Here is a 23,615-nt window from a genome sequence, read left to right as displayed (position 1 = left end):
TGAGTATAATAATAATGAGCGTCCTTAGCCTCCAATAGGTTGAACACTTAACGATTAAAGAACTATAATCAATTATCTTACTTCTTAAGTGAATAACCATGAGTTTACAAACAAACCTAAAAGGACGATTAAGGAATACAAAACTTCCTAAAAGCCATGCCTTAATGCCTGTTTTTGAAGCTATAGTTAACTCTATCCACTCTATAGAAGATAGTTTCGATGACATAAAAAAAGGAAAAATCACCCTAGAAATTGTACGCAGTTCACAAGCTAATTTGAGCGAAGACTTTGGTTCACTTCCACCAATCATTGGATTTAAAATTTTTGATAATGGTTGTGGATTCAATAAGAGCAACTTTGAATCTTTTCAATTACTAGATACTGAGCACAAAATCGGAAAAGGTTGCAGGGGAATAGGTAGACTTTTATGGCTTAAAGTTTTCCAACAAGCTCATATTACTAGTACTTTTATAGAAGAAGATAAAAAGTACTCGAGAAATTTTACATTTTCTGAATTAGGAGTTGATCCGATAAAAAGCATTCCCGTTGATGCATGTGATGAAGTTGTTAATACTTGTGTTTACTTAGAAAATATATTTGATGAGTATCTTAAGAGTATCCCTGTTACTCTAGAAAAAATAGCTATGTCTCTTTTGGAGCATTGTGTATGGTATTTTGTCAGACAAGAAGGATGCCCAGACATAATCGTTAAAGATCGATATACAACCCAAGATCTCAATGAGCTTTATGACAAGCATATTACTCTAATAGCTCGGCACGACAACTTTACTATAAATGATTTCGACTTCCAACTAACCCATATTAAGTTCAGAGAAAGCAGAGTAAACAAGCATCAGTTGGCATACTGTGCTGCTGGTAGATTAGTTAAAGAAGAAAACTTAGATAACAAGATTACTGGACTATTCGGGGCTTTGAATGATTCAGGTGGGGAGTTCTTTTACACATGCTATATTACTTCAAAATATTTAGATGATAGAGTTCGTCCTGAACGTACTTCTTTCGATATCGCTGAAAAAACTAACGATATTTTAGATAACACAGAAGTCACTCTTAGTGACATCAGAAATAACAGTATCGAAAAATCAGAAAACTTTCTTTCATCTTATTTAGAAAAAAATAAAATTGAAGCATTATCTCATACTAAGAACTTTATAAATAGCAAAGCTCCCAGATACAAACCATTAATTAAATATTTTCCAGAGAATGAACTGATTATTGATCCTAATATCCAAGATAAAGAGTTAGAGAAAAAACTACATTCAATGTGGTATGACGTTGAACAACAGATATTAGAAGAAAGTTATAAATATCTTAGTAATGAATCTGTAAATATAGAGAACTATGAAGAAAAGTTAGCTTCGTACTTAAATAAGGTGGCAGACTTAAAATCTTCTGATCTTGCTAGTTATGTTTTACATAGAAAAGTAGTATTAGATATACTTGAAAAAGCGATCGGTCACAATGAACAGGAAAAATACTACAATGAGAATGTAATCCATGAGCTGATAATGCCTATGGGTAGAACATCAGAGCAAGTTAGATTTGATAAGCAGAATCTATGGTTGATAGACGAAAGACTAGCTTTCCATAACTACCTTGCGTCGGATAAAACGATAAGATCAATGACTATAAGCGATAGCCAATCTAGAAAAGAACCTGATATTCTTAGTCTGAAAGAATGGAACAGCCCTTTTTTGGTCAATGATAAGGTCAATCCTCCATTAGCTGCAATAACTGTTATCGAGTTAAAAAAGCCTATGCGTAATGATATGAAAGATTCTGAAGATAAGGATCCTATACAACAATGCTTAGGTTACTTAAATAGAATTCGTAAAGGCGAGGTTAAAACTTCAAATGGTTTAAGTATTCCAGCGCCAAATGATAACATTCCAGGTTACTGCTATATATTAGCTGACTTGACTCCTACAATGATAGAAAGATGCAATATGGCTACATTAAAGAAAACCTCTGATGGCATGGGGTACTTTGGTTATAACGATAACTATAAAGCCTATATTGAAGTAATTTCGTACAATCAGTTACTATTATCAGCAAAAGAAAGAAATCGAGCATTTTTTGACAAGCTCGGATTAGCATCGAATTAGTTTTTGGAAACCTTGTTTACTTTGAGTAACTTAGTTACAAAACCATAGTCAACTATTTTAACTACAACTTCGTAGTCAAAACCCACCCCTTATATTCAGCAACTAAATACACATTATCTAACACGCACGCCGTTCAGCTTTGTTAAAGTAAGTCATGAAAATTTTCTAATAATACCATTCCTAAAAATCCGAGTAGCAAGGAAAACGAGTGCAAGTACTACATTTGGTAGACTAAGCGAGTTTGACACCGCTAATCGTATTTTTGGGTTTGGTATAAAATAAAAAGGAAGCCCGTCATGACCTTACTTAACACCCTTGATTTAACCTATCCTATCGTTCAAGCGCCCATGGCAGGCGCAACCACACCTGAGCTGGCGGCGACGGTGAGTAACTTTGGTGGACTGGGGTCGTTAGGGAGTGGGACGACGGCACCAGATGTTTTGCATGAGCACATTAATAGCCTTAAATCGCTCACCGATCGCCCTTTTATGATTAATCTAATGGTGTTATCTGAGCGCGATTCTAATACCTTGGATAGCGAAATTCCTACTTGGTTGAGCCAGTACTATCAAGTAAATGACATAGACATGGCGCTACCTGAGCGCCCAGCGCCAAACTTTGCAGAGCAGCTACAAGTGCTCTATGACAATCCTGTCCCTGTCGCCGGTTTTACCTTTGGCATTATCAGCACCGAACAAGTTGAGCGCCTGCAGAGTCTAGGTACGCGCATCATCGGTACTGCCAATCATCCATTAGAAGCGAAAGCATGGGCAGAGGTTGGTGCAGATGCGGTATGTGTACAAGGGGTCGAAGCGGGTGGACATCGCGGTGGCTGGCTCGCGCAAAGTGAAAATGATCCATTGGGATTATTGACGCTGATTAGTCAAACGCGCGCGTGTACCGATATTCCGTTAATCGCAGCAGGTGGCATCATGACTGGGCAAGCCATCAAAGCGATTCAAGCAGCCGGTGCTGAGCTGGCACAAATAGGTACGGCTTTTTTGACCACCGATACATGCGGTATCAATGATATTTATAAGCAAGCGCTACTCGATGCCAGTCAAGATAAACGCAGTGCTGAGACACGCTTGACGAGGCTGTTTTCAGGTAAGCAGGCACGCGGTTTATTAAACGATTATCTGCGTGACTTTGCGCAATTTGAAAGCACGCATGAGCTGCCGCCTTACCCGCAATTAAATGCGATGACCAAAGTTTTACGTGGCCATGCGACCAATAATCTTGACCCAGAGCATCAGTCTTTATGGGCAGGACAAGGGGTAGCCTTGGTCAGACAAGAAAGAACGATTGATTTGCTAGAGCGACTGGTGAAAACGTTATAGTTTGATTGACGTCAGTTAGGTTCTAATCCAGCATTTTAATTTTGCAATTTTTTAACACTTTTTAGGGTTAAAAGCCCAGCTTACAATAGCTAAATCTCAGGCCTCACTATGTCCAGTGGATTCACTTTAAAACAGATACAGTGCGACTGGGATGAATTTTTCGTAGCCTCTGTGATATAGTCAAATCATTCAAGTTATTACCCCCAAACAAAAAAAAGAAACACCAGACATTGATTCTAGTGTTCCTTTTTTTGAGCATAATTTTTCTAAATTACTACTTCTTTAGTCCTGCACGAAACGCTTTATAATCTTTCGCCGTATCTTCCACCGCTTCTACCATCGGCACGTGACCCACTTCCGACATCATGATGACTTGTGCTTGTGGCATCAGCTCGCTCATTATTTTGGCAGTTTCAGGTTTTATGACCTTGTCCTCTTCTCCCCAAACGATTAACGTCGGAATATTGTATTGAGCGACCACTTTGGCGCGTGCCTCTACATTGTCTTCAATGATCTGCTTGAGTATCTTAGTATTTAGCGCCCGATTGGCGATGCTTTCTTGTGCAAAGACCGCTTGCACGCTTTTGGGAACATAAGGCGGCTTGTACATGACCGTCTTATACATCGCAAAATACTCTTCAGTGTTGTCAATCAATAACGGGCTATTATCAAGGTCTGACGCTTTGAACTCTCGTTGTGTCTCGGCTGACCAAAATCCGCCACTGTCCAATAACCATAGGCTTTTGACACTATTAGGATACATCGCTGCATAGGCGACACTGATAGCACCGCCCATCGAGTTGCCCCCGACGTGAATAGCGGATGCCAACCCTTTGGCTTGTAGCAATTCGTGCAGGCGCTTTGCTTGAGCATCTGCGCGGTAGTCTCCCTCTGATGGCTTGCTAGAGTTACCAAAACCTAATAAATCAGGGACAATCAGATGATAATCTCCTAATTTATCGGCAATACGGGTAAAGTTGTCTTTATTACCACCAAAACCATGAATCAATAATAAAGGCTCGCCAGCTAAGTTGCCGCCCTCTAGATAAGTCATCTGCTCGCCAGATGCCAGCGTCATAGCTTTGGTCTCAAGGTCTGATTTATTGCGCTCATACTGTACGAGCTTTTGGGTCGTGGCGACGGTAAAACTATTGGGCGTCGTACATCCCACAACAGAAAGAGTCAGTAGAGCAGCTAAACTCGTGCGCAGTAATGTCATTGAAACATCCTCGTTTATGGTTGGCAAATCATCTTGAATACTTAATCTTAGCATAAGCCCATTTATGGCAAATTGGTTTATGATTACGCGCAAGTCAATGTTTTTACAACAACGAGGATATTAAGGTATCTACTTTATTCAATCGATACTGTTCTATGCAATTGATAGTATTTTAAATCAGCGAATGGATGAAATGCGTTAGTCTTCACCCAGCAAGAATGCTACCGCCGCTGCCGCATGAATGGCCGTCGTATCAAACACTGGTATTGGGCTATCGGCTTGGCTAATGAGCAGTCCAATCTCAGTACAGCCTAATATCACGCCCTCTGCCCCTTGTGCGGCTAAATCCTTAATCACTTGGCTATAATACTGACGCGAGCTGTCTTTAAATTGACCAACGCATAGCTCTTTTTTGATAATCCGATGTACCTCTGTGCGCTCATCACTTTCAGGGATAAACACTTGCAAACCTGCGTCGATTAAACGCTGTTTATAAAAATCTTGGGTCATCGTAAACTGCGTACCTAATAATGCGATTTTAGTTAGCTTCTGCTTTTTGATAGCGTCAGTCGTCGCATCAGCGATATGAATCACGGGTACACTGGTCACGGCTTGCACGTCATCAATCAATTTGTGCATCGTATTAGAAGCAATCATTATCCCGTCTACGCCAGCGGCTTGTAAACGCTGAGCACTACTGGCCATTATTACACCCAGCTCAGCCCATTCATCTTGCTCTTGGAGCTCATTAATGGGGCCAAAGTCTACGCTATGTATGAGCAAATCTGCTGAATGTAATCCGCCCAGCTTATCCTTTATCCCTTCATTAATCAGACGATAATAGCTCTCGGTACTCTCCCAACTCATACCGCCGATGATCCCTAAGGTTTTTTGTTGAGAGTGTCGTTGCTTTTGAGCGGTCATTTTACTGCCTTATTTATTTGTGGTGATCGATTTTATCTTAGCAAAAATAGCATACTAAAGCCTGCTAATTTTTGAAAAAATGCTTTCTTAAGATAAACATTAGGGTCGTTAAGATATGGCGAACTTTGAGATGAGTAATAACGATTTTACCTGCTCGATTTCACAGAGTATGATAAACGCTGATAGCCAACTGCTTTGTCAGTTATGATCATTGATCATCTAAAAATTATATACATAATATATGCCAGCATCATAGGCTGAACATCGCGATAACCATGTAGGACAACCGAATACTATGGCCAACTTTCCCACTATTAGAATACGCACGCGCCGTAAGTACTACCGACTTATTTTTACGGGTTTGATGGCGATGATGATGTCGCTCATTATCTCGACGGCATTGATATTGGTCAAGGTAGGCTTTATAGATGGTTTCTTTATGGAGCTACTGCACTCATGGGGACTGGCCTTTGTTTTTGCGTGGCCCAGCGCTTATATCTGCGCCTACCTAGTGCAGGAGCATGTGTTGAGTAGAATTGAGTTTTATTGAGTTAAACGAGCCAGATAAATTTTAAACTTAAGTCCACCCCTACCATATAAAAACAGCTAAGATAAGCCACACCGTTTTTATATAGAGGGCGCTATGACTCAATCAAGGCGTACAATCGAGCAGTTGCTCAACCAAGGTACACTTCCTACAGAAAAGGCAGATACCTCAGCCCTACTTTTAGACGTTTATCCCAGCAAGCGCACTTGGCTGCAATTTTTTGATAAAGCGCTTTTGATTGTCGGTGGAGTAGCGTTGGTACTTTCGCTGGTTTTCTTTATCGCCTATAACTGGCTATACATGGGTAAATTAGCCAAGTTCGCCTTAGTCGAAGGCGCTTTGGCCATTACTATCGCGCTTTATGTAGCGCTGTCTTTTCGTCAGCGCTTTGCCTTTATTCGGCAGTTGTTATTGCTCATCGCTAGTATTATTACGGGTAGTTTATTGGCGCTATTTGGGCAGGTGTATCAGACTGGTGCGGATACATGGCAGCTATTCTTTGGTTGGGCAGTATTAATCATACCTTGGGTCATTATCGCCCGTTTCCCTGCACTTTGGCTGCTGTGGCTTGGGCTGATTAATACTGTCACTTTGTTTTATATCGATACGTCATTGTTTTTTGGCATAGATTACTATTACCAAGACTTTTGGCAATTCACCTTAATCACAGTTATTAATGTTATCGCTTTTTATTTATGGCTGATCTGCTTTGAAGACAAACGTGATTCAGGGCTTTCTAATTTAAGCCTTTCTGACTTGAGCCTTTCTAGCGTTACTACTGATATTGCTATCAATAGCAAATTCAATTCTTCAACTACTCTCCATACTGCCGCCAAATCCAGCCTACATTGGAGTACCTATGTCGTCGGTCTACTCAGTACGTATACCATCACTTATCTAACGATAAGCACTTTTTTTGATAATAAAAATATTCTGCTGTTCTTAGTCGCGATTTCTTTATGGCTAAGTTGGTGTGTGTTTATGCATTGGCGGTTCCGCAAGCGTACGACTGATTTGCTGATGTTGACTTACCTGTCAGGCTCAGTGATTGCGGTTGTTGTCTTTATTTTAGGCAAAGCACTGCTGAGTGATTTTGACGCTGGCGGTTTCTTATTGTTAGGGCTGGTACTGATCGGTATGAGCTCCTATGCCGTCGTCTGGCTACGCAAAGTTGCGCGTCTTAAAAACGAGAACAATTTGCCCCATACCACCGTTAAAAGGGAGCAATTATGACTAATGATATGAACGATGAGCAACGTCGTAGCCTTTTGCTATTACAACAGCACGGATTTATTAACGAGCAAAATAGGAACGATAGCTTGTTAAACCAAACTGAATCTGAAGAGCATACTCCTTGGTTTATCAACATCCTTTTTGGTCTTAGTGGGATATTTGCCAGTTTATTATTCATTGGATTTTTGACGTTAATATTATTTGAGACTGAGATTTTTGACAGTATCATTGGAGTATTGGTTACTGGCGGCATATTGAGCGCTATTGGCTGGTCTTTATTTTATAATGCCCATTTACGTCATAGCCCATTCTGGAACAGCTTAGCCTTTGCGATTACTATCGCTGGTCAAGGTTATATCGCCTTTGCCTTATTGACTAATGAGATTGAACAGCCCGTAAATGTAATCATCCTATTACTTATACAGCTGTTTATGACAATCGTCATGCCCAATTTTATTTACCGCCTATTAAGCGCTATGGTAGCGCTGGGCTGTGTAATCTATCTACTCAACTTCTATCACCTGCCCGAGTTAAGCTTAGGGCTACTGGCGCTTATGACTGTCGTTGCCAACTTACAACGCTATTCAATATTACAGCGCATTTCTGTTAAATGGCGATCGGTGGCCTTTGATATTAGCAAAGCGCTCTCCTATGCCAGCGCTTTAGTGTTGCTCAGCGTTTCGGTCTACTTTATCGCGGCTGAATATGGAGGTAGCCCTGCTAGCTTTGGCAGCCTTGATAATTATGGCGACACCTTTAGCTATAATTACTACCTCGCACAAGGTTTACTGACGCTTGCCAGCCTTTATGCTGCTTTGCTTATCCTTAAGCGCTATTCAGTCAAACGGCTGTCAGCGGCAGGAGTCATCATCACTTTTGCCATCGTTATATTAGGTGCTATGTCAATCTATGTCTCAGGATTACTCGCGACCAGCCTTATCATCGTCATCGCGATTGCCAATAGCCAGCGGGTGCTATTAGGGCTTGGCATAGTGGCGTTGGTGAGCTATGTCTTTTGGTATTATTATCAGCTTGATACGTCCTTGCTATTGAAGTCCGCTTCGATGCTCACCATTGGTATCGGCTTATTACTGATGCGCTGGCTGCTGATTAAACGTTATTTTGGGATTAGCAAAGGGATTAGCAAAGGGATTAGCAAAGGGATTAGCAAAGGGATTAGAAAAGGGATTAGAAAAGGGGGTGGTGAAGCATTGGTGGCTAACGAGAAGGAGCGCTTGTCATGAATAAAAAAAATGATTCATTGCTAGGGCAAAAGTCTGTAGCCAAGCCGCTACCATGGTGGCAAAAGCGTACATTCACCATCAGCGTTGCGCTACTGGGTTTGATTATAATATTAGCCATAATGACCATTAATGTCGCAAAGTTTGAGACCCATTTGGCTACTGGTGATACCGTGCTATTAGAGCTTGCGCCCATTGATCCGCGCGGCTTTATGCAAGGCGATTATATGACCTTAAGCTATGCGTTAGAGCGTGATGTGTTTGACCAATTAAACGAGAGACTTCCAGAAAACGAATACTATATTAAAGCTAGTGAAGGCTATGTCATCGTCACTTTAGATGAAAATAACGTCGGTACATTCAGCCGTTTAGTCGATGCTAAGCCGGACAATGTAGCATCGAATGAAATAGCGCTTCACTACCGCGTGCGCAATAACAAATTGAAGCTGGCGACCAACGCTTTCTTCTTCCAAGAAGGTCATGCTGAAGCGTTTGAGATGGCAGAGTATGGATTGTTTCGCGTGAATGATAAGGGCGAGCCGCTACTCACAGATATGGTTGATGGAGTGTTTAAAGTGATTGAGCCTGAAGTTAAGAGTGTTGAAAATGAGGCAATACAAAATAATCCTCAAGGTTAGGGTCTGTTGAACATTCAAATAAGAGTAAGCAACAACATCACTTAACCAAAGTAATATTGAGGTACTTAAGCATCCCTTGTTACTGTAGATCTTGGCTTATGACTAGGGCGCATCCTCATTTTTAATATGAGGACATGCCCTAGCAGCCATGACCAATCCCTATACATAATCAAAAAAATATCGTTGATTCAACATAATTTGGATACAAGAAAGGCGAGTGAAAGTACTACAAGTAGTAGACTAAGCGAGCCTGACGCTGTATCTGACTTATATAGGATTGACTACACTCAAAAATAAATAAAGGAATACCTTATGCGTAGTGCAACTTATAGCAACTTTGGCAAACCCACGGAAGTCCTCAGTTTAGGCGACAGTCCTACTCCAGAACCCAAAGCCAATGAGGTACGCGTCAAAACCACCCTCGCCTCTATTCACAACCATGACCTGCTCACTATTCGCGGTCAATACGGCTTCAAGCCAGAACTGCCAGCGATTGGTGGCTCTGAAGCAGTTGGTGTCATCGATGCGGTTGGCAGTGAAGTCAAAGGCTTAAAAGTCGGACAGCGTGTGGCAGCAGCGAGCGTACAAGCGACGTGGGCGGAATACTTCGTAGCGTCAGCCGATATGATATTTCCTGTACCCGACAGTCTGAACGATGAGATGGCTGCGCAACTTATCGCGATGCCGCTCAGCGCTCTGATGATGATTGAATTCCTAGAATTACAACCGGGTCAATGGGTCATCCATAACGCTGCTAATGGCGCAGTCGGCAAGTCGCTTGCGATGCTGGCAGCGGCGCGCGGTATCAAAACCATTAACGTGGTGCGCAGCAGTGACGCAATAAAAGAATTGGAAGCGTTGGGGATCAAAAACAATATCAACACCTCAGATGAAGACTGGCAGGATCAAGTCCGTCATATCGTCGGTGATGAGGCCATCAGTGCAGCGGTTGATTCCGTCGGCGGTGAGAACAGTGGCGAGCTATTATCCTTGCTGGGCCATTATGGTACTTTGGCCTCTTTTGGTCTGATGTCAGGTAAGCCCATGGCCATCAATCCTACTGATATGATTTTTAAACAAGCCATAATGAAAGGCTTTTGGGGCAGCAAGCTCAGCCAAGAGATGAGCGTGAAGCATAAGCAGCGTCTAGTAAATGAGCTCATTGAACGGGCGGTCGATGGCAAATTAAAGCTACCTGTTGAAGCTACTTTTGATTTGGCAGATATCACCAAAGCGGTCGATGGCGAATTGCAGTCGGGTAAAAAAGGTAAAGTACTGCTAAAGCCTTAAACTGTCGTTAACTTGTCATTTAGCCAGCCTTACTTTTATTGATAATGGCAGCGTTCTTTACAGTGAGAGCGCTGTCATTTTTTATGAGCAGTTTTTTATAGCTTACCGCTTATAACTTACCTAGTAGTATATTGATAAACAGCGGGCAACGTTCATTTACCAAAGTCAGGTTGCGGGTATCAAGCCCTACTTGCTAAGGTTGATGAGTGATTAATCACCATCATTTAAAGATTAATAATTAACGATAGCTATCTAACAATAAAAAAGGATATAAGTATGCGCAGCGTAACCTACAACGAATTTGGCAAACCGTCAGACGTACTAACGATCACTGACAGCCCAATGCCAGAGCCAAAAGAAAACGAAGTCCGTATCAAGACTATTTTATCCTCCATCCATAACCACGACCTCATCACTATCCAAGGCCAATATGGCACCAAGCCAAAACTGCCCGCTCTTGCTGGTAGCGAAGCCGTGGGTACTATTGATGCTATCGGCACTAGCGTCAAAGGTATGCAAGCGGGTCAACGTGTGGTGGTCACCGGTGTCGAAGGCACATGGGCCGAGTACTTCACCGCGCCTGCCAGCAGCGTCATCCCTATACCGGACGCCATCGATGATGAAATGGCCGCGCAGCTTATTGCCATGCCGATGAGCGCCTTGATGCTCATTGAGTTTTTAGAACTAGAAAAAGGTCAATGGGTCATTCAAAACGCCGCCAATGGCGCAGTTGGTGAATCGCTTGCGATGTTGGCAGCTGAGCGCGGTATCAATACCATCAACGTCGTGCGTAGTAAAGAGTCAGCAAACGAGCTGACCGAGATTGGTATCACCGAAAACAACGTGGTGAGCGATGATGACTGGAAAGATCAAGTCCGTCAACTTATCGGCGATGCAAAAATAAGCGGTGCGGTCGACTCTGTCGGCGGTCAGTCTGGTGGTGACTTACTAAGCTTGCTCGGTCATGGCGGCATCATAGCAGCAGTGGGTGCGATGTCTGGTCAGCCACTCGCGCTCAATCCGACTCATCTCATCTTTAAGCAAGCGACACTCAAAGGATTTTGGGGCGGTGCATTGATGCAAAAGATGGATGCAGATAATAAAAGCCGTTTAATAAAAGAGCTTATCGAGCGCGCCGCTAGCGGTAAGTTAAAGCTACCAACAGGCGGCATTTATACGCTGGACAATATTAACGAAGCGGTATCTGGTAAGGTACAATCAGGCAAAAAAGGCAAAGTATTGATTAAGCCTTAAGCTGCTGGTTTAAGAGATTCGTTGAAAATACATTCAATACAAAAGCAATAAAATAGGAATAGTATCATGTCTAATAATAAAACCTTTAAAGCCTTAGTCGTCCAAGAAACCAGCGACGGTGAATTTAAAAAAAGTATTCAAGAGCGCAATGTCAGTGACTTGCCAGAAAACGACTTACTCATCGAAGTACATTACTCATCGTTGAATTTCAAAGATGCAATGTCAGCATCGGGCAATAAGAGAATCACTAGAGAGTATCCACACACTCCTGGTATCGATGCGGCAGGCGTCGTGGTCAGTGATAAATCTGGCACGTTTAAAGAGGGGCAAGAAGTCGTGGTCTTTGGCTATGATCTCGGCATGAATACCGATGGTGGCTTGGGGCAAATGATTTCTATCCCTGCCGATTGGGCGCTTCCCTGCCCGTCGTCGCTGACATTAAAAGAAGCGATGATTTACGGTACGGGCGGTCTAACCGCGGCATTAAGTGTGCAAAAGTTAGAAAAAATGGGCGCAAAACCAAGCGATGGCCCAGTCGCTGTCACGGGTGCAACGGGTGGCGTGGGCAGCATCAGTATCGCGATATTGAAGCAGCTCGGCTATGAGGTCATTGCATTCTCAGGTAAGCCTGAGCAAAGCGAGCACTTAAAGGCATTGGGCGCAAGCGAAGTACGTCATCGCGATACCATCAATGAAATCGGTAACAAGCCTGTCGGCCGTGAGCTATGGGCAAATGCCATTGATACCATAGGCGGCGATTACTTAGCAAACTTGCTCAAGCAAACCAAGGCGGGCGGCGCGGTAACCAGTTGTGGTTTGGCGGGCGGCGCTGAGTTTTCGATGTCTGTGATACCTTTTATCACCCGTGCGGTGTCATTATTGGGTATCGATTCGGTATATATTCCACTGGCTGACAAAGAAGCCATTTGGCAGCGTGTCGCGACTGATATGAAACTACTTAATTTAGAGAGCTATGGCGAAGAGATTACGCTTGAACAAACACCTGAATACTTAGATCGCTTTATGGCGAGCAAGACGGTTGGGCGTTATGTAGTGAATGTGAAGGGTTAGGTTTTTAAGAGCTAGTTTTATACATAAAAGGCAGCATCTCTTTTGAGGTGCTGCTTTTTTTATTTTTTAAAAGATTATTGTTTGATATCGAATACAATGTTTTTAACGTCAAATTCGTTACAGTTAATTCTTGGCGTCTCTAATCCTTCAATATTATAGAAATTGGACATTAGCTTTATTGCACTAGCAAAATTATCTTCAGTCGGCTCTAGTATTTCAGAGTAAATAGATAGTTTGTCTAATTTAAGGGTGGTACTCAATGTTCTAACCACTGAGTCTTGAACATTCGAATGCAAATACTCAATATTATAATCAATGGTCACTGATATATAACCATTCTCTACCTTTCCAAAAGTTAGCTTTGATACAGATACAGGATGATGTGTCCATAATATATAAACTGAAGCATCGATATAATTTTTCTCAGGATAAATCGGAAAATCAAAAGCTCGATTTTCGAGCTCCTTTAGATCATTGATGTCAAAACTTATGAAATCTAAAATCAAAGAAGTATCAATAACTTCATTATCAATTTCAAACGTGTCTAGCTCAACTTCTATACTATAAAATAGTGTCATAGGAATGTTGACATAGTCATTCTCAAATATTAGACCATCTATTTTTCCACCTTTTGGTACGACTAGATCATAGTTAAACGGTTTATTCTCTTCGTTATCCATTTGAGATAGTCCTATATATACTTAAAATAAGAAATAGTATATTTGATATTTATTTGAGTATTACTAATCGTAGTTTAAAATTCAACTTAAATTTATAAAACACGGAGTATTTGATGCCACTTCAAATGGCTAGCGAGCTTAGATTTCCAATGGGCGCAACAACAGCTTTAAGTGATAATGCTGTAAATGATTTTATGGTACTACTTGGGAGAATTTCAGGGCCTACAAGTCGATACCAGATAGTTGAAGTATTAAAACAATATTTTTGTAAAGCGTCGGGAAGTTACTATGCACGCAGCTCTTCTCTAGATTGGGCAGAATCTGACATGATTACTCAAGCATATGATGCAGCTAAAGACGCACCTAACTTTATAGCAGCTATATATGAGGCTTTAGAAGAACTAGAACGTAAAAATGCTGCTGTACCGAAAGTACAACATATTAATCAGATTTTGAAAAACAACAATGCTCAGTATGAAATTATTGGTGATCAATTAATCCAAAATACAGGGAATGTGTCTACTCCAGAATTTAGTCAGTCCGTATCAACTACGGTAATGAGAGCTTTAGGTGATGCAAAGGCTTTGACAGGAACTGTAGATTCATCTAGCGCAATTGATCGCGCTCATACAGCGCTTCATGGTTACTTAGTACAACTTTGTATAGACAACAGTATCAATCTGCCAGATGATCCGACAGTATCTAAAGCTTTTAAAGAGCTTAGAAGCTTTCATCCTGCGTTACAAGCTTCTGGCAACAGGTCTGAGGAAATTACTAGAGTCTTACAGTCTTTTGCTAATTCAATTGATGCTTTTTCTACCTTAAGAAACAAAGCTAGTCTTTCCCATGTGAATGAACTTTTAGATGTGCCAGAAGCAACTGCTACAGTTAATGCAATGTATACTATATTTAGATATATACAGGATTCCATGCACAGAAAAAATATTGAACTTATTTAATCTTGAAAGTAGATTTTCAAACCAAAAAAACACCCAACCAAGTTGAGTGTTTTTTCATTTACGACAAGCTGTATATCAATTCAAAAAATTTGAGTAGCGAGGAAAACAAGTAATAGCACTACATCAAGTAGGCTGAACGAGTTTGACGACGCTAATCAGATTTTTAGTTTGATGTTATTCCCATTCAATCGTCGCAGGTGGCTTACTCGAAACATCGTAAGTCACACGTGATACTTCAGCGATTTCATTCATAATGCGGTTCGATACGGTCTCAATCAAATCATACGGCAGATGCGCAAAGCGAGCCGTCATAAAGTCTACAGTCTCAACTGCACGTAGCGCGATTACCCACGCATAGCGGCGGCCATCACCGACCACACCGACCGATTTAATGGGTTGGAATACCGCAAATGCTTGTGCAGTCTTGTCGTACCAGCCTGATTTTTCTAGCTCTGCCATGAATATCGCATCAGCTTGACGCAAGATATCCGCATATTCTTTGGTCACTTCACCAAGGATACGCACGCCCAAACCTGGACCTGGGAAAGGATGGCGATAGACCATTTTGGCTGGTAGACCCAAAGTAACACCGAGTTTGCGGACTTCATCTTTGAACAAATCACGTAATGGCTCAATCAGCTTAAATGCCAAGTCATCTGGCAAACCGCCAACGTTATGATGGCTCTTAATCACGTGTGCTTTGCCTTGATGTGATTTAGCTGATTCGATAACGTCAGGATAAATCGTACCCTGCGCCAAGAACTCAACGACTTTACCATCGCTCTGCTCACTCACTTGACGCGCGCTCTCAGCGAATACGTCGATGAACGTTTTACCAATGATTTTGCGTTTCTTCTCTGGATCAGACTCGCCTGCCAATGCATTTAAGAACAAATCTTCTGCATCAACACGAATCACTTTAACGCCCATGTTTTCTGCAAAGATTTGCATGACTTGGTCGCCTTCGTTCAGACGCAGCAAGCCGTTGTCTACAAATACACAGGTAAGCTGATCGCCGATCGCTTTATGCAATAACGCTGCGACCACTGAGCTATCGACACCGCCTGATAGACCTAGCAATACTTGCTTGTCACCGATTTGCTCTTTTAACTGGGCGATACGCATATCAGCGATATTGTCTGGCGTCCAATCGCCTGCACAGTCGCAGATTTGATGAACGAAACGACCAAGCAACGCTTGACCTTGCAAGGTATGGGTCACTTCTGGATGAAACTGTAGACCATAATATTGCTTGTCATCATTGGACATAATCGCAATCGGACAGCTTGGCGTACTCGCGACGATGTCAAAGCCTTGTGGTGCTTCAATTACTTTATCGCCATGACTCATCCAAACATTGAGCGTGCCAGCCGCATCTTCGATACCATCGGTCAAGGTAGAAGTGCCATTAATGTTGATCGTCGCTGCGCCAAACTCATGGATATCACTGGCATGAACCTGCCCGCCAAAACGATCTGCCATCGCTTGCATACCGTAGCAAATACCCAGTACTGGTACGCCCAAGTCAAACACCGCATCGTTGATACGTGGGCTATTCTCTGCGTGTACGCTCTCAGGGCCGCCTGACAAGATAACGCCTTTGGCACCAAAATCAGTAATGCGCTGAGTGTCGATATCAAAGGGTAGCATCTCACAAAACACCCCAGAATCGCGCACACGGCGGGCGATAAGCTGGCTGTACTGCGAGCCAAAATCGAGGATAAGAATGCGGTCTTGCTTGATAGTCGGTATTGCAGAAGTGGCAGCGGCAGTGGTCATAAATCGATGTCCATCAATAAATAAATTGGTGGCCTATTTTAACAAGTTTACGCTCTCTATTGGCTATTAGATGCGTAATTGTTCGCGATTATTGATGGTTATCGATAATTATTAGTGAATATTGATGATTATTCGCGAAAGACGATAATTTTTTATTATACAAATGACGAGTACTTATAAAATTTTTGTTTATATTGTGATATGCTCGAATGATAAGCAATTTGGCTTTAATACGATAGATTTAGTATCGTTAGCTCACGCTCATTACCAGACATTGAGCGGTCGCTAAATTGGCTCTAATAATTAACAGCAAACCTAAATAAAAGTGATAGTCGGTTCAAGATAATTTGGATACAAGGAAGACGAGTGAAGTGTCTACAGGATAGTAGACTGAGCGCGCCTGACCTCGCATCCGATTTATATAGGATTTGACTATATAATAAATCGAAAGGCTAACTCTCTATGAGCAAAATCAAATCCCTTATCCGTAAAAGTCCTGAATCTGACCAGTCTGAGCCTATCGCCGTAAATTCTGATAATAAAAATATCGATAACATCAGTGTAGATAGTGTCTCAAAAGATAATACCTCCTTAAATACCCCCATCGAGCAAACGCGATGGAATGGTTGGGGCAATGTCAGTATCAATAAAAAAGTCTCGCCACATGGCGCAAAATTGATCAAATCACACATCGGCAAAACCAACAAGCTAAAATCTGTGAGCTTGCAACAAGTGCTCAAAACTGTGCCCAAATCGCGCTTGCCTACTGCCCTTACCGATCTTGATACGGTGTCGGTCGATCAAGAAGTCAGGCTCAGACACGCGCGTGGGCAAAGCTTCCCCGATTGGATCGCTATGCATGGTGGCGACTTTGAAGTATTTCCTGATGGTGTCGCTTTCCCTGAATCGACTGATGATGTCGAAACCTTATTAAAGCTTGCCAGCGAGCACGACCTTATCGTCATTCCGTTTGGCGGCGGTACTTCAGTCGTCGGTCATATCAATCCACAAAAAGGCTCGCGTGCCGTATTAACTATCGCCATGAGCAAGATGGATCAGCTGATTGACTTAGATACCGAGAGTCAAATCGCGACTTTTGGTGCGGGTACGCAAGGGCCTGCGGTTGAGGCACAATTGGACGAGCACGGTTACCGTTTAGGACATTATCCTCAGTCTTGGGAGCTGTCAACCCTTGGCGGTTGGATCGCCGCGCGCTCTAGTGGTCAGCAGTCGTTGGGCTACGGGCGTATCGAGCAGATGTTTGCGGGCGGTACGCTAGTTACCCCACAAGGTGTGCTAAATATCGCTGATATACCAGCGTCATCGGCAGGGCCTGATTTGCGTGAGATGATGATGGGCACCGAAGGTCGTGTTGGCATCTTTACGACAGTCAAAATGCGCGTACAGTCACAACCAGAAGAAGAGCTATTCAAAGTTGCTTTTTTACCCAATTGGGCAGCAGGTAAAGCCGTATTAAAACAAGCGGTGCAAAGTAATATTCGCCTGTCTATGCTACGTCTAAGTAATGCGGTCGAGACCGATGCGCACTTGCATCTGGGCACTACACCTAGTCAATTCTTGGCTATTAGCACTTATCTAAAAGCGCGCGGACTCAGCTCAGATAAAGTCATGCTGACTTATGGCGTCTCAGGTGACAAAGCACAGAATAAATTGGCACTTACCCAGTTTAAAAAACTACTAAAGCAGCACGGTAGTGTCACTGGTAAGCTGACCGATATCATGGGCAATATCTGGGCACACGGGCGTTTTAAATTTCCTTATCTCCGTGGTACGTTGTGGGAAAAAGGCATCATGGTCGATACCTTTGAGACCGCGACCAACTGGATTAATATCGATGAGCAAATGGCGCAGATGCAGGATGCGGTGAAAACTTCATTAGCAGATGAAGGCGAAGAAGTGATGGCCTTTACTCATATCTCGCACGTTTATAAACAAGGTGCCAGTCTTTATACCACTTACTTCTTTAGAGCGGCAAAAGATCACGCTGCTACCTTAAAACGCTGGCAAAAAATCAAACATGCCGCCAGTGTTAGTTTGGCTAATGGTACAGCCACGATATCGCATCAGCATGGCGTTGGTCGTGATCACGCCCCTTATCTTGGCGCTGAAAAAGGCGCGCTTGGCCTACAAGTCACCAGTGATATGATTAAAAGCTTAGATCCTGAACAACGTATGAATCCGGGCGTTTTACTTGAAAAGTGATTGCTTAAAAAGAGGAACGATAAGTGCTATAGCAATATTTTTTACGCAGCCTCTATCTGGCGAAGCGCACAGCATGCAAGAAAAAACTATTGCTGTAGCACACCGTAATCATGACGCTTTTTTGTTTAAAACTGCCTATGTCATATCAATGGATAACTAAGATGAATCATCTATGAACCAAACCACACAACGTGAGCAAGCCCTAGCGCCCCTATCTCGATCACAGATTTGGGATATGCTCATTATTGGCGGCGGTATTACTGGTGCTGGGATTGCCCGCGAAGCAGCGCGGCGCGGCTTGGCGGTATTACTCATCGAGCAAAAAGACTTTGCTTGGGGCACGTCCAGCCGCTCTAGTAAAATGGTACATGGTGGGCTGCGCTATATTGCCTCGGGCGACTATAAAACGACTTTGCTTAGCGTGCGTGAACGTGAGCGCATGCTGAGTGAGGCTGGCGGCTTGGTCAACGAGATGCATTTCGTTATGCCGCATTATAAAGGCAAGTTTCCACCGCCATGGATATTTAATACTTTGCTTCGTGTCTACGATAAGCTAGCAGGCAAGCGCTATTTTACCTACTTTAAAAAGGACGCTTTTTTGCGTCTGAATCCTCATATCAAGCAAACGAATTTTTTGGGTGCCAGTCAGTTTAGTGATGCGGTGACCGATGACTCGCGGCTCGTGATGCGCGTGCTAGACGAAGCCATACATGACGGTGCACAGGCGATTAACTATTTAAAAGCTGAGACGTTACTCACTAATGAGCAGGGCTTAGTAATAGGTGCAGCGCTAAAAGATACCGCTGATTCAGATTCTATAACTGCTAACAACGCTCAGACTTATAACGTTCATGCCAAAGTCGTGGTCAGTGCGACGGGCGCTTGGGCGGATAACTTACGGATGCAAGCCAGCCAACAAACCGAGCAAACCTTTAATAAGCAAATTCGTCCGTCTCGCGGCAGTCACTTGGTGGTTAGCCAAGAGCGTTTACCGCTTACGCAAGCCTATACCTTTTTGCACCCTGTCGATAAAAGAGCAGTGTTTGTCTTTCCTTGGGAGAACCGCACCGTCCTTGGCACCACCGATTTAGATCATCCGCCATTAGGCGATGAAGAGGTCGGCATCACCAGCGAAGAGGTGGATTATCTGTTGACCGCGACCAACGATCTCTTTGATGACGTCAACCTAAACCAAGAGGATGTGATCAGCACTTGGGCAGGCGTGCGTCCGCTGATATCAGAAGGCGGCGATGGTAAGCGCGTCAGTCCGAGCAAAGAAAAACGCGACCATAGCGTGTGGCTAGATAACAACCTAGTGACCGTCAGCGGTGGTAAGCTCACGACCTTTCGCCTCATTGCGCTTGATGTCCTTAAAAAGTGTCAAGAAGTGCTCGCCCTTGATGAATCAGTTATTCAAAACAACAACCTAGACAGCGATCAAGTTTTTAGTAATCAAATCCCAACCAATCCTAAATTTGCGGCTTTACCAAAACCTTTACAACAGCGCTTACAAGGGTTCTATGGCAGGCAACTTGACAGCTTGCTTGAACTCGCCCACGACGAAGATTTAGCTTACGTCACCGATAGCAATACCATTTGGGCGGAGATTCGATTTGCCGCGTATTATGAGCAAGTGATTCATTTAGATGACTTACTATTGCGGCGTACGCGCTTAGGTTTGATACTACCGCACGGCGCGATGACGCCATTGATTAGCGCCAGATTGAAGCAAATCTGCCAAGAGGAGCTGGGATGGGATGAGCAAAGGTGGCAGCAAGAAGCAGAGCGTTATCAACAATTATGGCAGCGTTATTATCATCTGCCTGCGGCTTAATATTCTCAATTAACTTAACATTCGAAGTCAGTGCTACTGGAATACCTGCTTTTAAAACAAAAGTTACGCAGCCTCTGTCAGCGCCAAAGCAGATAAGACACAGCACGCAAGGAAAGTTTATTTCAGTAGCACGTTTTGACATTTACGATTATCACCACATAGTTAAGGACAACTATGACCACTCCTGATGACCCGATTTATTTCTTAGCTATCGATAACGGCACCCAAAGCGTTAGAGCGCTTATCTTTGATCAATTCGGCACTGAGATCGCCAAAGCCCGTGTGCCTATCGAGCCGTATTTCTCTAAGCAGCCCAACTATGCCGAGCAACATGCCGACTACTATTGGCAAAAGCTCAGCGAGGCATGTCAGCAGTTATGGCAAAGCTGCGATGTCACCCCAGCACAAATCGCCGGTGTCAGTCTCGCGACCCAGCGCTATACGATGATTTGTTTGGATAAGGATAAACAGCCGCTGCGCCCTGCTATCGTCTGGATGGATTTGCGCCGCGCTGAGACCAATGATATTGGTTTCCTAAATCCATTGACCAAAATCATCGGCATGGGCGAGCTAGTCTCCGAGGCGCAGCAAAAAGCCCGCTGTAATTGGCTCGCGCAAAACGAGCCTGAAATCTGGGCGAAGACTGCGCACTATGTCAATCTCTCCGCCTACCTCACCTACCAGCTCACAGGCGAACTCGCTGATTCGACAGGCCATTCGGTTGGCTACCTGCCTTACAACTTTAAAGCACAAAAGTGGCTAAAACCCACAGATCTCAAATGGCGCTTATTCAGCTGTACCCCCGATCAAATGCCCAAAATTATCTCGCCCGGTCAAAAGCTCGGTCAAATTAGTCTTCAAGCCGCCGAGGCCACAGGTATCCTTGAGGGCACACCGATGATTGCTGCCGCCAGCGATAAAGCTTGCGAAGCTCTAGGGGCAGCGGGTCTCGCTACTGATACGGCCTGCTTAAGCTTTGGTACCACTGCCACTATTAACACCATCTCTACCGATTACGTCGAAGTCCTCAAGCACATGCCCGCCTACACCGCCGCCGCGCCAAACTATTACAACCATGAGTATATGATCTATCGTGGCTTTTGGATGGTCAGCTGGTTTAAAGAGCAGTTTGCTCACTACGAGGAGCAGCTGGCGCAGACTCAAGGTATCGATACCGAAAAACTCCTCGATCAAGCGGTCAAAGACATTCCGGCAGGGTCTATGGGTCTGATGATGCAGCCATATTGGTCGCCCGGTGTTCGTCATCCGGGGCTTGAGGGCAAAGGCGCGCTCATTGGCTTCGGTGACGTGCACACGCGAGCGCACGTTTACCGCGCTATCTTAGAAGGGTTGGCCTACGAGCTTAAGCTTGGTTTTGATACCATTGAGAAGCGCACGGGCAAGCCCATCAAACACTTGCGCGTCTCTGGCGGCGGCTCCCAAAGTGACTCAGCCATGCAGCTCACAGCAGATATTTTTGGCATGCCCGCCTACCGACCGCATACTTATGAAGCCTCAGGCTTAGGCGCTGCCATCAACTGTGCGGTGGGTCTTGGCGTTTATCCTGACCATTTAACCGCGACACAAGCGATGACCCATTTGGGCGATGAATTCTTACCCATTGATGCCAATGTCCAGCTCTACAAGCGCTTGTATAATGAAGTCTATCTAAAGATGTACGAGCGCTTACAGCCCTTGTATCATAGTATTCAAGACATCACCGGCTACCCTGCCAAATAAGATAAAACGTCTGCGTCAGCCTAACCTTAATATTGATTAGGAGTGATGGCTTGCGTTGCTGTTTACTTGTCATCACTATTTAAGGCTGTATAAATACGGTTCAAGCCTTCTACCAACACCGCTTGAGGACAGGCCACGTTAATACGCATTTTAAGGTGTCCCTCATTACCATATTTGATACCAGAATTTAGCTCAACTTTAGCGTCTCTAAGCGTGTCATAAAGCGTCTGATCATCCTCGCCATATGCCGAGCAATCGAGCCAGATTAAATACGACGCTTCTGGGCGCATCACCTTAATTTTAGGTAAATGCTCTTCTAAAAAGTGAATCGTTAATTCGATATTTTTTTCAATATAACCAAGCGCCTGCTCAAGCCACTCATCGCCCTGTTCATAAGCACTACGCATAGCTGCATAAGCAAATAAATTCAGCTCATACTCGTCATTTAATTGCTGCCGTTGGCTGATTTTTTTGATTAATGACTCATCTTTAGCAAATATCAGTGAGCCTTTGATACCAGCGATATTAAAAGTTTTGGTCATAGAAGTAAGGCTTACTACGTTGTGCTCATAATCTTTTGCTAGCGTCAAAAAAGGCGTGAATGTGTAACCTTGTAAGGTTAAATCCTGATGAATCTCATCGCTGACAATCGCTACATTGTGCTTTTTGCAAACCGCAAGCAGTGCTGCTAGCTCCTCTCTCGCCCACACGCGCCCGCCAGGATTGTGCGGATTACAAAGGAGATAAAGCTTAACCTTATGCTCAACTATTTTGGCTTCGATATCGGCCAAATCAAGTTGATATTTACCCTCAATTTCTTTTAATGCAGAGGTCACTAGCTTGCGACCGTTTTGCTCCACCTTAGTCATAAAAGGGGTGTAAATGGGATCATTGACCAGTACCGCATCCCCTACTTCAGTAAATACGCTCATCATCAGCGCCAAGCTTGGCACGACACCGGGTGAGAACAAAATATGCTGCTCATCCAACCACAAATCATAACGACTACCATGCCAGCCAATAATCGATTTATACAAAGCCGCAGTAGGTTTGGTATAGCCCAATATGCCATGCTGCGCAATTTTCTCAATCGCGTCTAATATCGGCTGGGCGGCCTTAAAATCCATATCTGCCACCCATAGTGGAATCGTGTCATCGGTATAGTGCCATTTGACTGACCCCGTATCACGCCTATCAATTATCTCATCAAAGTTATATAGCACTGACATTCTCCTAACAGATGGTGGTCGCTTATTATAGTCTAGATAATAGCGTTGTCCTTACTGTTTGAATGATTAGGACACACCCTAGTAGTGTTAGTCTCTTTCAAACGTAATTATCTATTCATCGGCTTAAACGACCTTTGAGTAAATAATGCTAACAATAATTAAATTTTTATCAAATATTAATGTTACATTTATATTGCGAATTCTGAATAGTATCTAGGGCGTATGATCAATTAACACATGGATACATTTAGTGGTCTTAAAATGGCTAAATTTTGCCAAACATCGTCA

General features: G+C 43.4%; 18 protein-coding genes. 13 read left to right on the top strand and 5 right to left on the bottom strand.

All coding sequences use genetic code 11. From position 1 onward, the window contains the following. Positions 1-98 precede the first annotated feature (98 nt). Entirely contained in the window at positions 99-2,126 is a 2,028-nt protein-coding gene (locus JMY08_RS01330) for an ATP-binding protein (RefSeq protein WP_201589085.1), read from the top strand. 296 nt (positions 2,127-2,422) lie between these two features. Next, positions 2,423-3,466 (top strand): NAD(P)H-dependent flavin oxidoreductase, encoded by a 1,044-nt coding sequence (locus JMY08_RS01325; RefSeq protein WP_201589082.1) that lies wholly within the window; start codon positions 2,423-2,425, stop codon positions 3,464-3,466. A gap of 274 nt (positions 3,467-3,740) precedes the next feature. On the opposite strand, the gene JMY08_RS01320 is transcribed toward JMY08_RS01325, so the two are convergent. Next, positions 3,741-4,685 (bottom strand): alpha/beta fold hydrolase, encoded by a 945-nt coding sequence (locus tag JMY08_RS01320; protein WP_201589079.1) that lies wholly within the window; start codon positions 4,683-4,685, stop codon positions 3,741-3,743. A gap of 198 nt (positions 4,686-4,883) precedes the next feature. After that, the gene (locus tag JMY08_RS01315) at positions 4,884-5,609 is read right to left on the bottom strand and encodes an aspartate/glutamate racemase family protein (protein ID WP_201589075.1); all 726 of its coding nucleotides are present in this window, start codon (positions 5,607-5,609) and stop codon (positions 4,884-4,886) included. A 295-nt stretch (positions 5,610-5,904) separates the two neighbouring features. Here JMY08_RS01315 and JMY08_RS01310 point away from each other — a divergent pair, with 295 nt between their 5' ends. The 7 genes from JMY08_RS01310 (at position 5,905) to JMY08_RS01280 (ending at position 12,883) form a co-directional block, all read left to right on the top strand. Beyond that, a complete protein-coding gene (locus tag JMY08_RS01310; RefSeq protein WP_201589072.1) occupies positions 5,905-6,159 on the top strand; it encodes a DUF2798 domain-containing protein in 255 nt (84 codons plus the stop codon). Positions 6,160-6,252: 93 nt separating this feature from the next. Beyond that, entirely contained in the window at positions 6,253-7,389 is a 1,137-nt protein-coding gene (locus tag JMY08_RS01305; protein WP_201589069.1) for a DUF2157 domain-containing protein, read from the top strand. Further along, positions 7,386-8,633 (top strand): DUF4401 domain-containing protein, encoded by a 1,248-nt coding sequence (locus tag JMY08_RS01300; protein ID WP_201589066.1) that lies wholly within the window; start codon positions 7,386-7,388, stop codon positions 8,631-8,633. The genes JMY08_RS01305 and JMY08_RS01300 overlap by 4 nt, the downstream gene beginning before the upstream one ends. Next, entirely contained in the window at positions 8,630-9,268 is a 639-nt protein-coding gene (locus JMY08_RS01295; RefSeq protein ID WP_189583810.1) for a GDYXXLXY domain-containing protein, read from the top strand. The genes JMY08_RS01300 and JMY08_RS01295 overlap by 4 nt, the downstream gene beginning before the upstream one ends. Positions 9,269-9,580: 312 nt before the next feature. Then, on the top strand, positions 9,581-10,558 hold the full coding sequence (locus JMY08_RS01290) for a zinc-binding dehydrogenase (protein WP_189583813.1): 978 nt from the start codon (positions 9,581-9,583) through the stop codon (positions 10,556-10,558). 276 nt (positions 10,559-10,834) lie between these two features. Further along, entirely contained in the window at positions 10,835-11,812 is a 978-nt protein-coding gene (locus JMY08_RS01285) for a zinc-binding dehydrogenase (RefSeq protein ID WP_189583816.1), read from the top strand. Positions 11,813-11,878: 66 nt separating this feature from the next. Beyond that, positions 11,879-12,883, top strand: coding sequence for an oxidoreductase (locus tag JMY08_RS01280; protein ID WP_201589063.1), 1,005 nt, complete (start codon positions 11,879-11,881; stop codon positions 12,881-12,883). A gap of 74 nt (positions 12,884-12,957) precedes the next feature. Here the strand turns inward: JMY08_RS01280 and JMY08_RS01275 are convergent, their stop codons facing one another. After that, the gene (locus JMY08_RS01275) at positions 12,958-13,563 is read right to left on the bottom strand and encodes a hypothetical protein (protein ID WP_201589061.1); all 606 of its coding nucleotides are present in this window, start codon (positions 13,561-13,563) and stop codon (positions 12,958-12,960) included. A gap of 113 nt (positions 13,564-13,676) precedes the next feature. Here JMY08_RS01275 and JMY08_RS01270 point away from each other — a divergent pair, with 113 nt between their 5' ends. After that, positions 13,677-14,522 carry an abortive infection family protein gene (locus tag JMY08_RS01270; RefSeq protein WP_201589058.1) on the top strand — a complete coding sequence of 282 codons (846 nt, stop codon included), beginning with the start codon at positions 13,677-13,679 and terminating at the stop codon, positions 14,520-14,522. Between the two features lie 174 nt (positions 14,523-14,696). Here JMY08_RS01270 and guaA read toward each other — a convergent pair whose 3' ends face one another. Continuing rightward, positions 14,697-16,301 carry a glutamine-hydrolyzing GMP synthase gene (guaA, locus tag JMY08_RS01265; protein WP_201589055.1) on the bottom strand — a complete coding sequence of 535 codons (1,605 nt, stop codon included), beginning with the start codon at positions 16,299-16,301 and terminating at the stop codon, positions 14,697-14,699. Between the two features lie 462 nt (positions 16,302-16,763). Here guaA and JMY08_RS01260 point away from each other — a divergent pair, with 462 nt between their 5' ends. From JMY08_RS01260 to JMY08_RS01250, 3 genes are all read left to right on the top strand, one after another. Further along, the gene (locus JMY08_RS01260; protein ID WP_201589038.1) at positions 16,764-18,524 is read left to right on the top strand and encodes an FAD-binding oxidoreductase; all 1,761 of its coding nucleotides are present in this window, start codon (positions 16,764-16,766) and stop codon (positions 18,522-18,524) included. 172 nt (positions 18,525-18,696) lie between these two features. Next, the gene (locus JMY08_RS01255) at positions 18,697-20,358 is read left to right on the top strand and encodes a glycerol-3-phosphate dehydrogenase/oxidase (protein ID WP_201589035.1); all 1,662 of its coding nucleotides are present in this window, start codon (positions 18,697-18,699) and stop codon (positions 20,356-20,358) included. 174 nt (positions 20,359-20,532) lie between these two features. Next, positions 20,533-22,098 (top strand): FGGY-family carbohydrate kinase, encoded by a 1,566-nt coding sequence (locus JMY08_RS01250; RefSeq protein WP_201589032.1) that lies wholly within the window; start codon positions 20,533-20,535, stop codon positions 22,096-22,098. A gap of 62 nt (positions 22,099-22,160) precedes the next feature. Here JMY08_RS01250 and JMY08_RS01245 read toward each other — a convergent pair whose 3' ends face one another. Beyond that, positions 22,161-23,327: a MalY/PatB family protein gene (locus JMY08_RS01245; protein WP_201589029.1), complete on the bottom strand. Its 1,167-nt coding sequence runs from the start codon at positions 23,325-23,327 to the stop codon at positions 22,161-22,163. Positions 23,328-23,615: the final 288 nt, after the last annotated feature.

Origin of the sequence: Psychrobacter sp. Pi2-51, from assembly GCF_904846665.1 — a bacterium.
In the GTDB taxonomy this organism is placed as follows: domain Bacteria; phylum Pseudomonadota; class Gammaproteobacteria; order Pseudomonadales; family Moraxellaceae; genus Psychrobacter; species Psychrobacter glaciei.
This window is presented reverse-complemented; position numbering and strand designations above follow the sequence as displayed.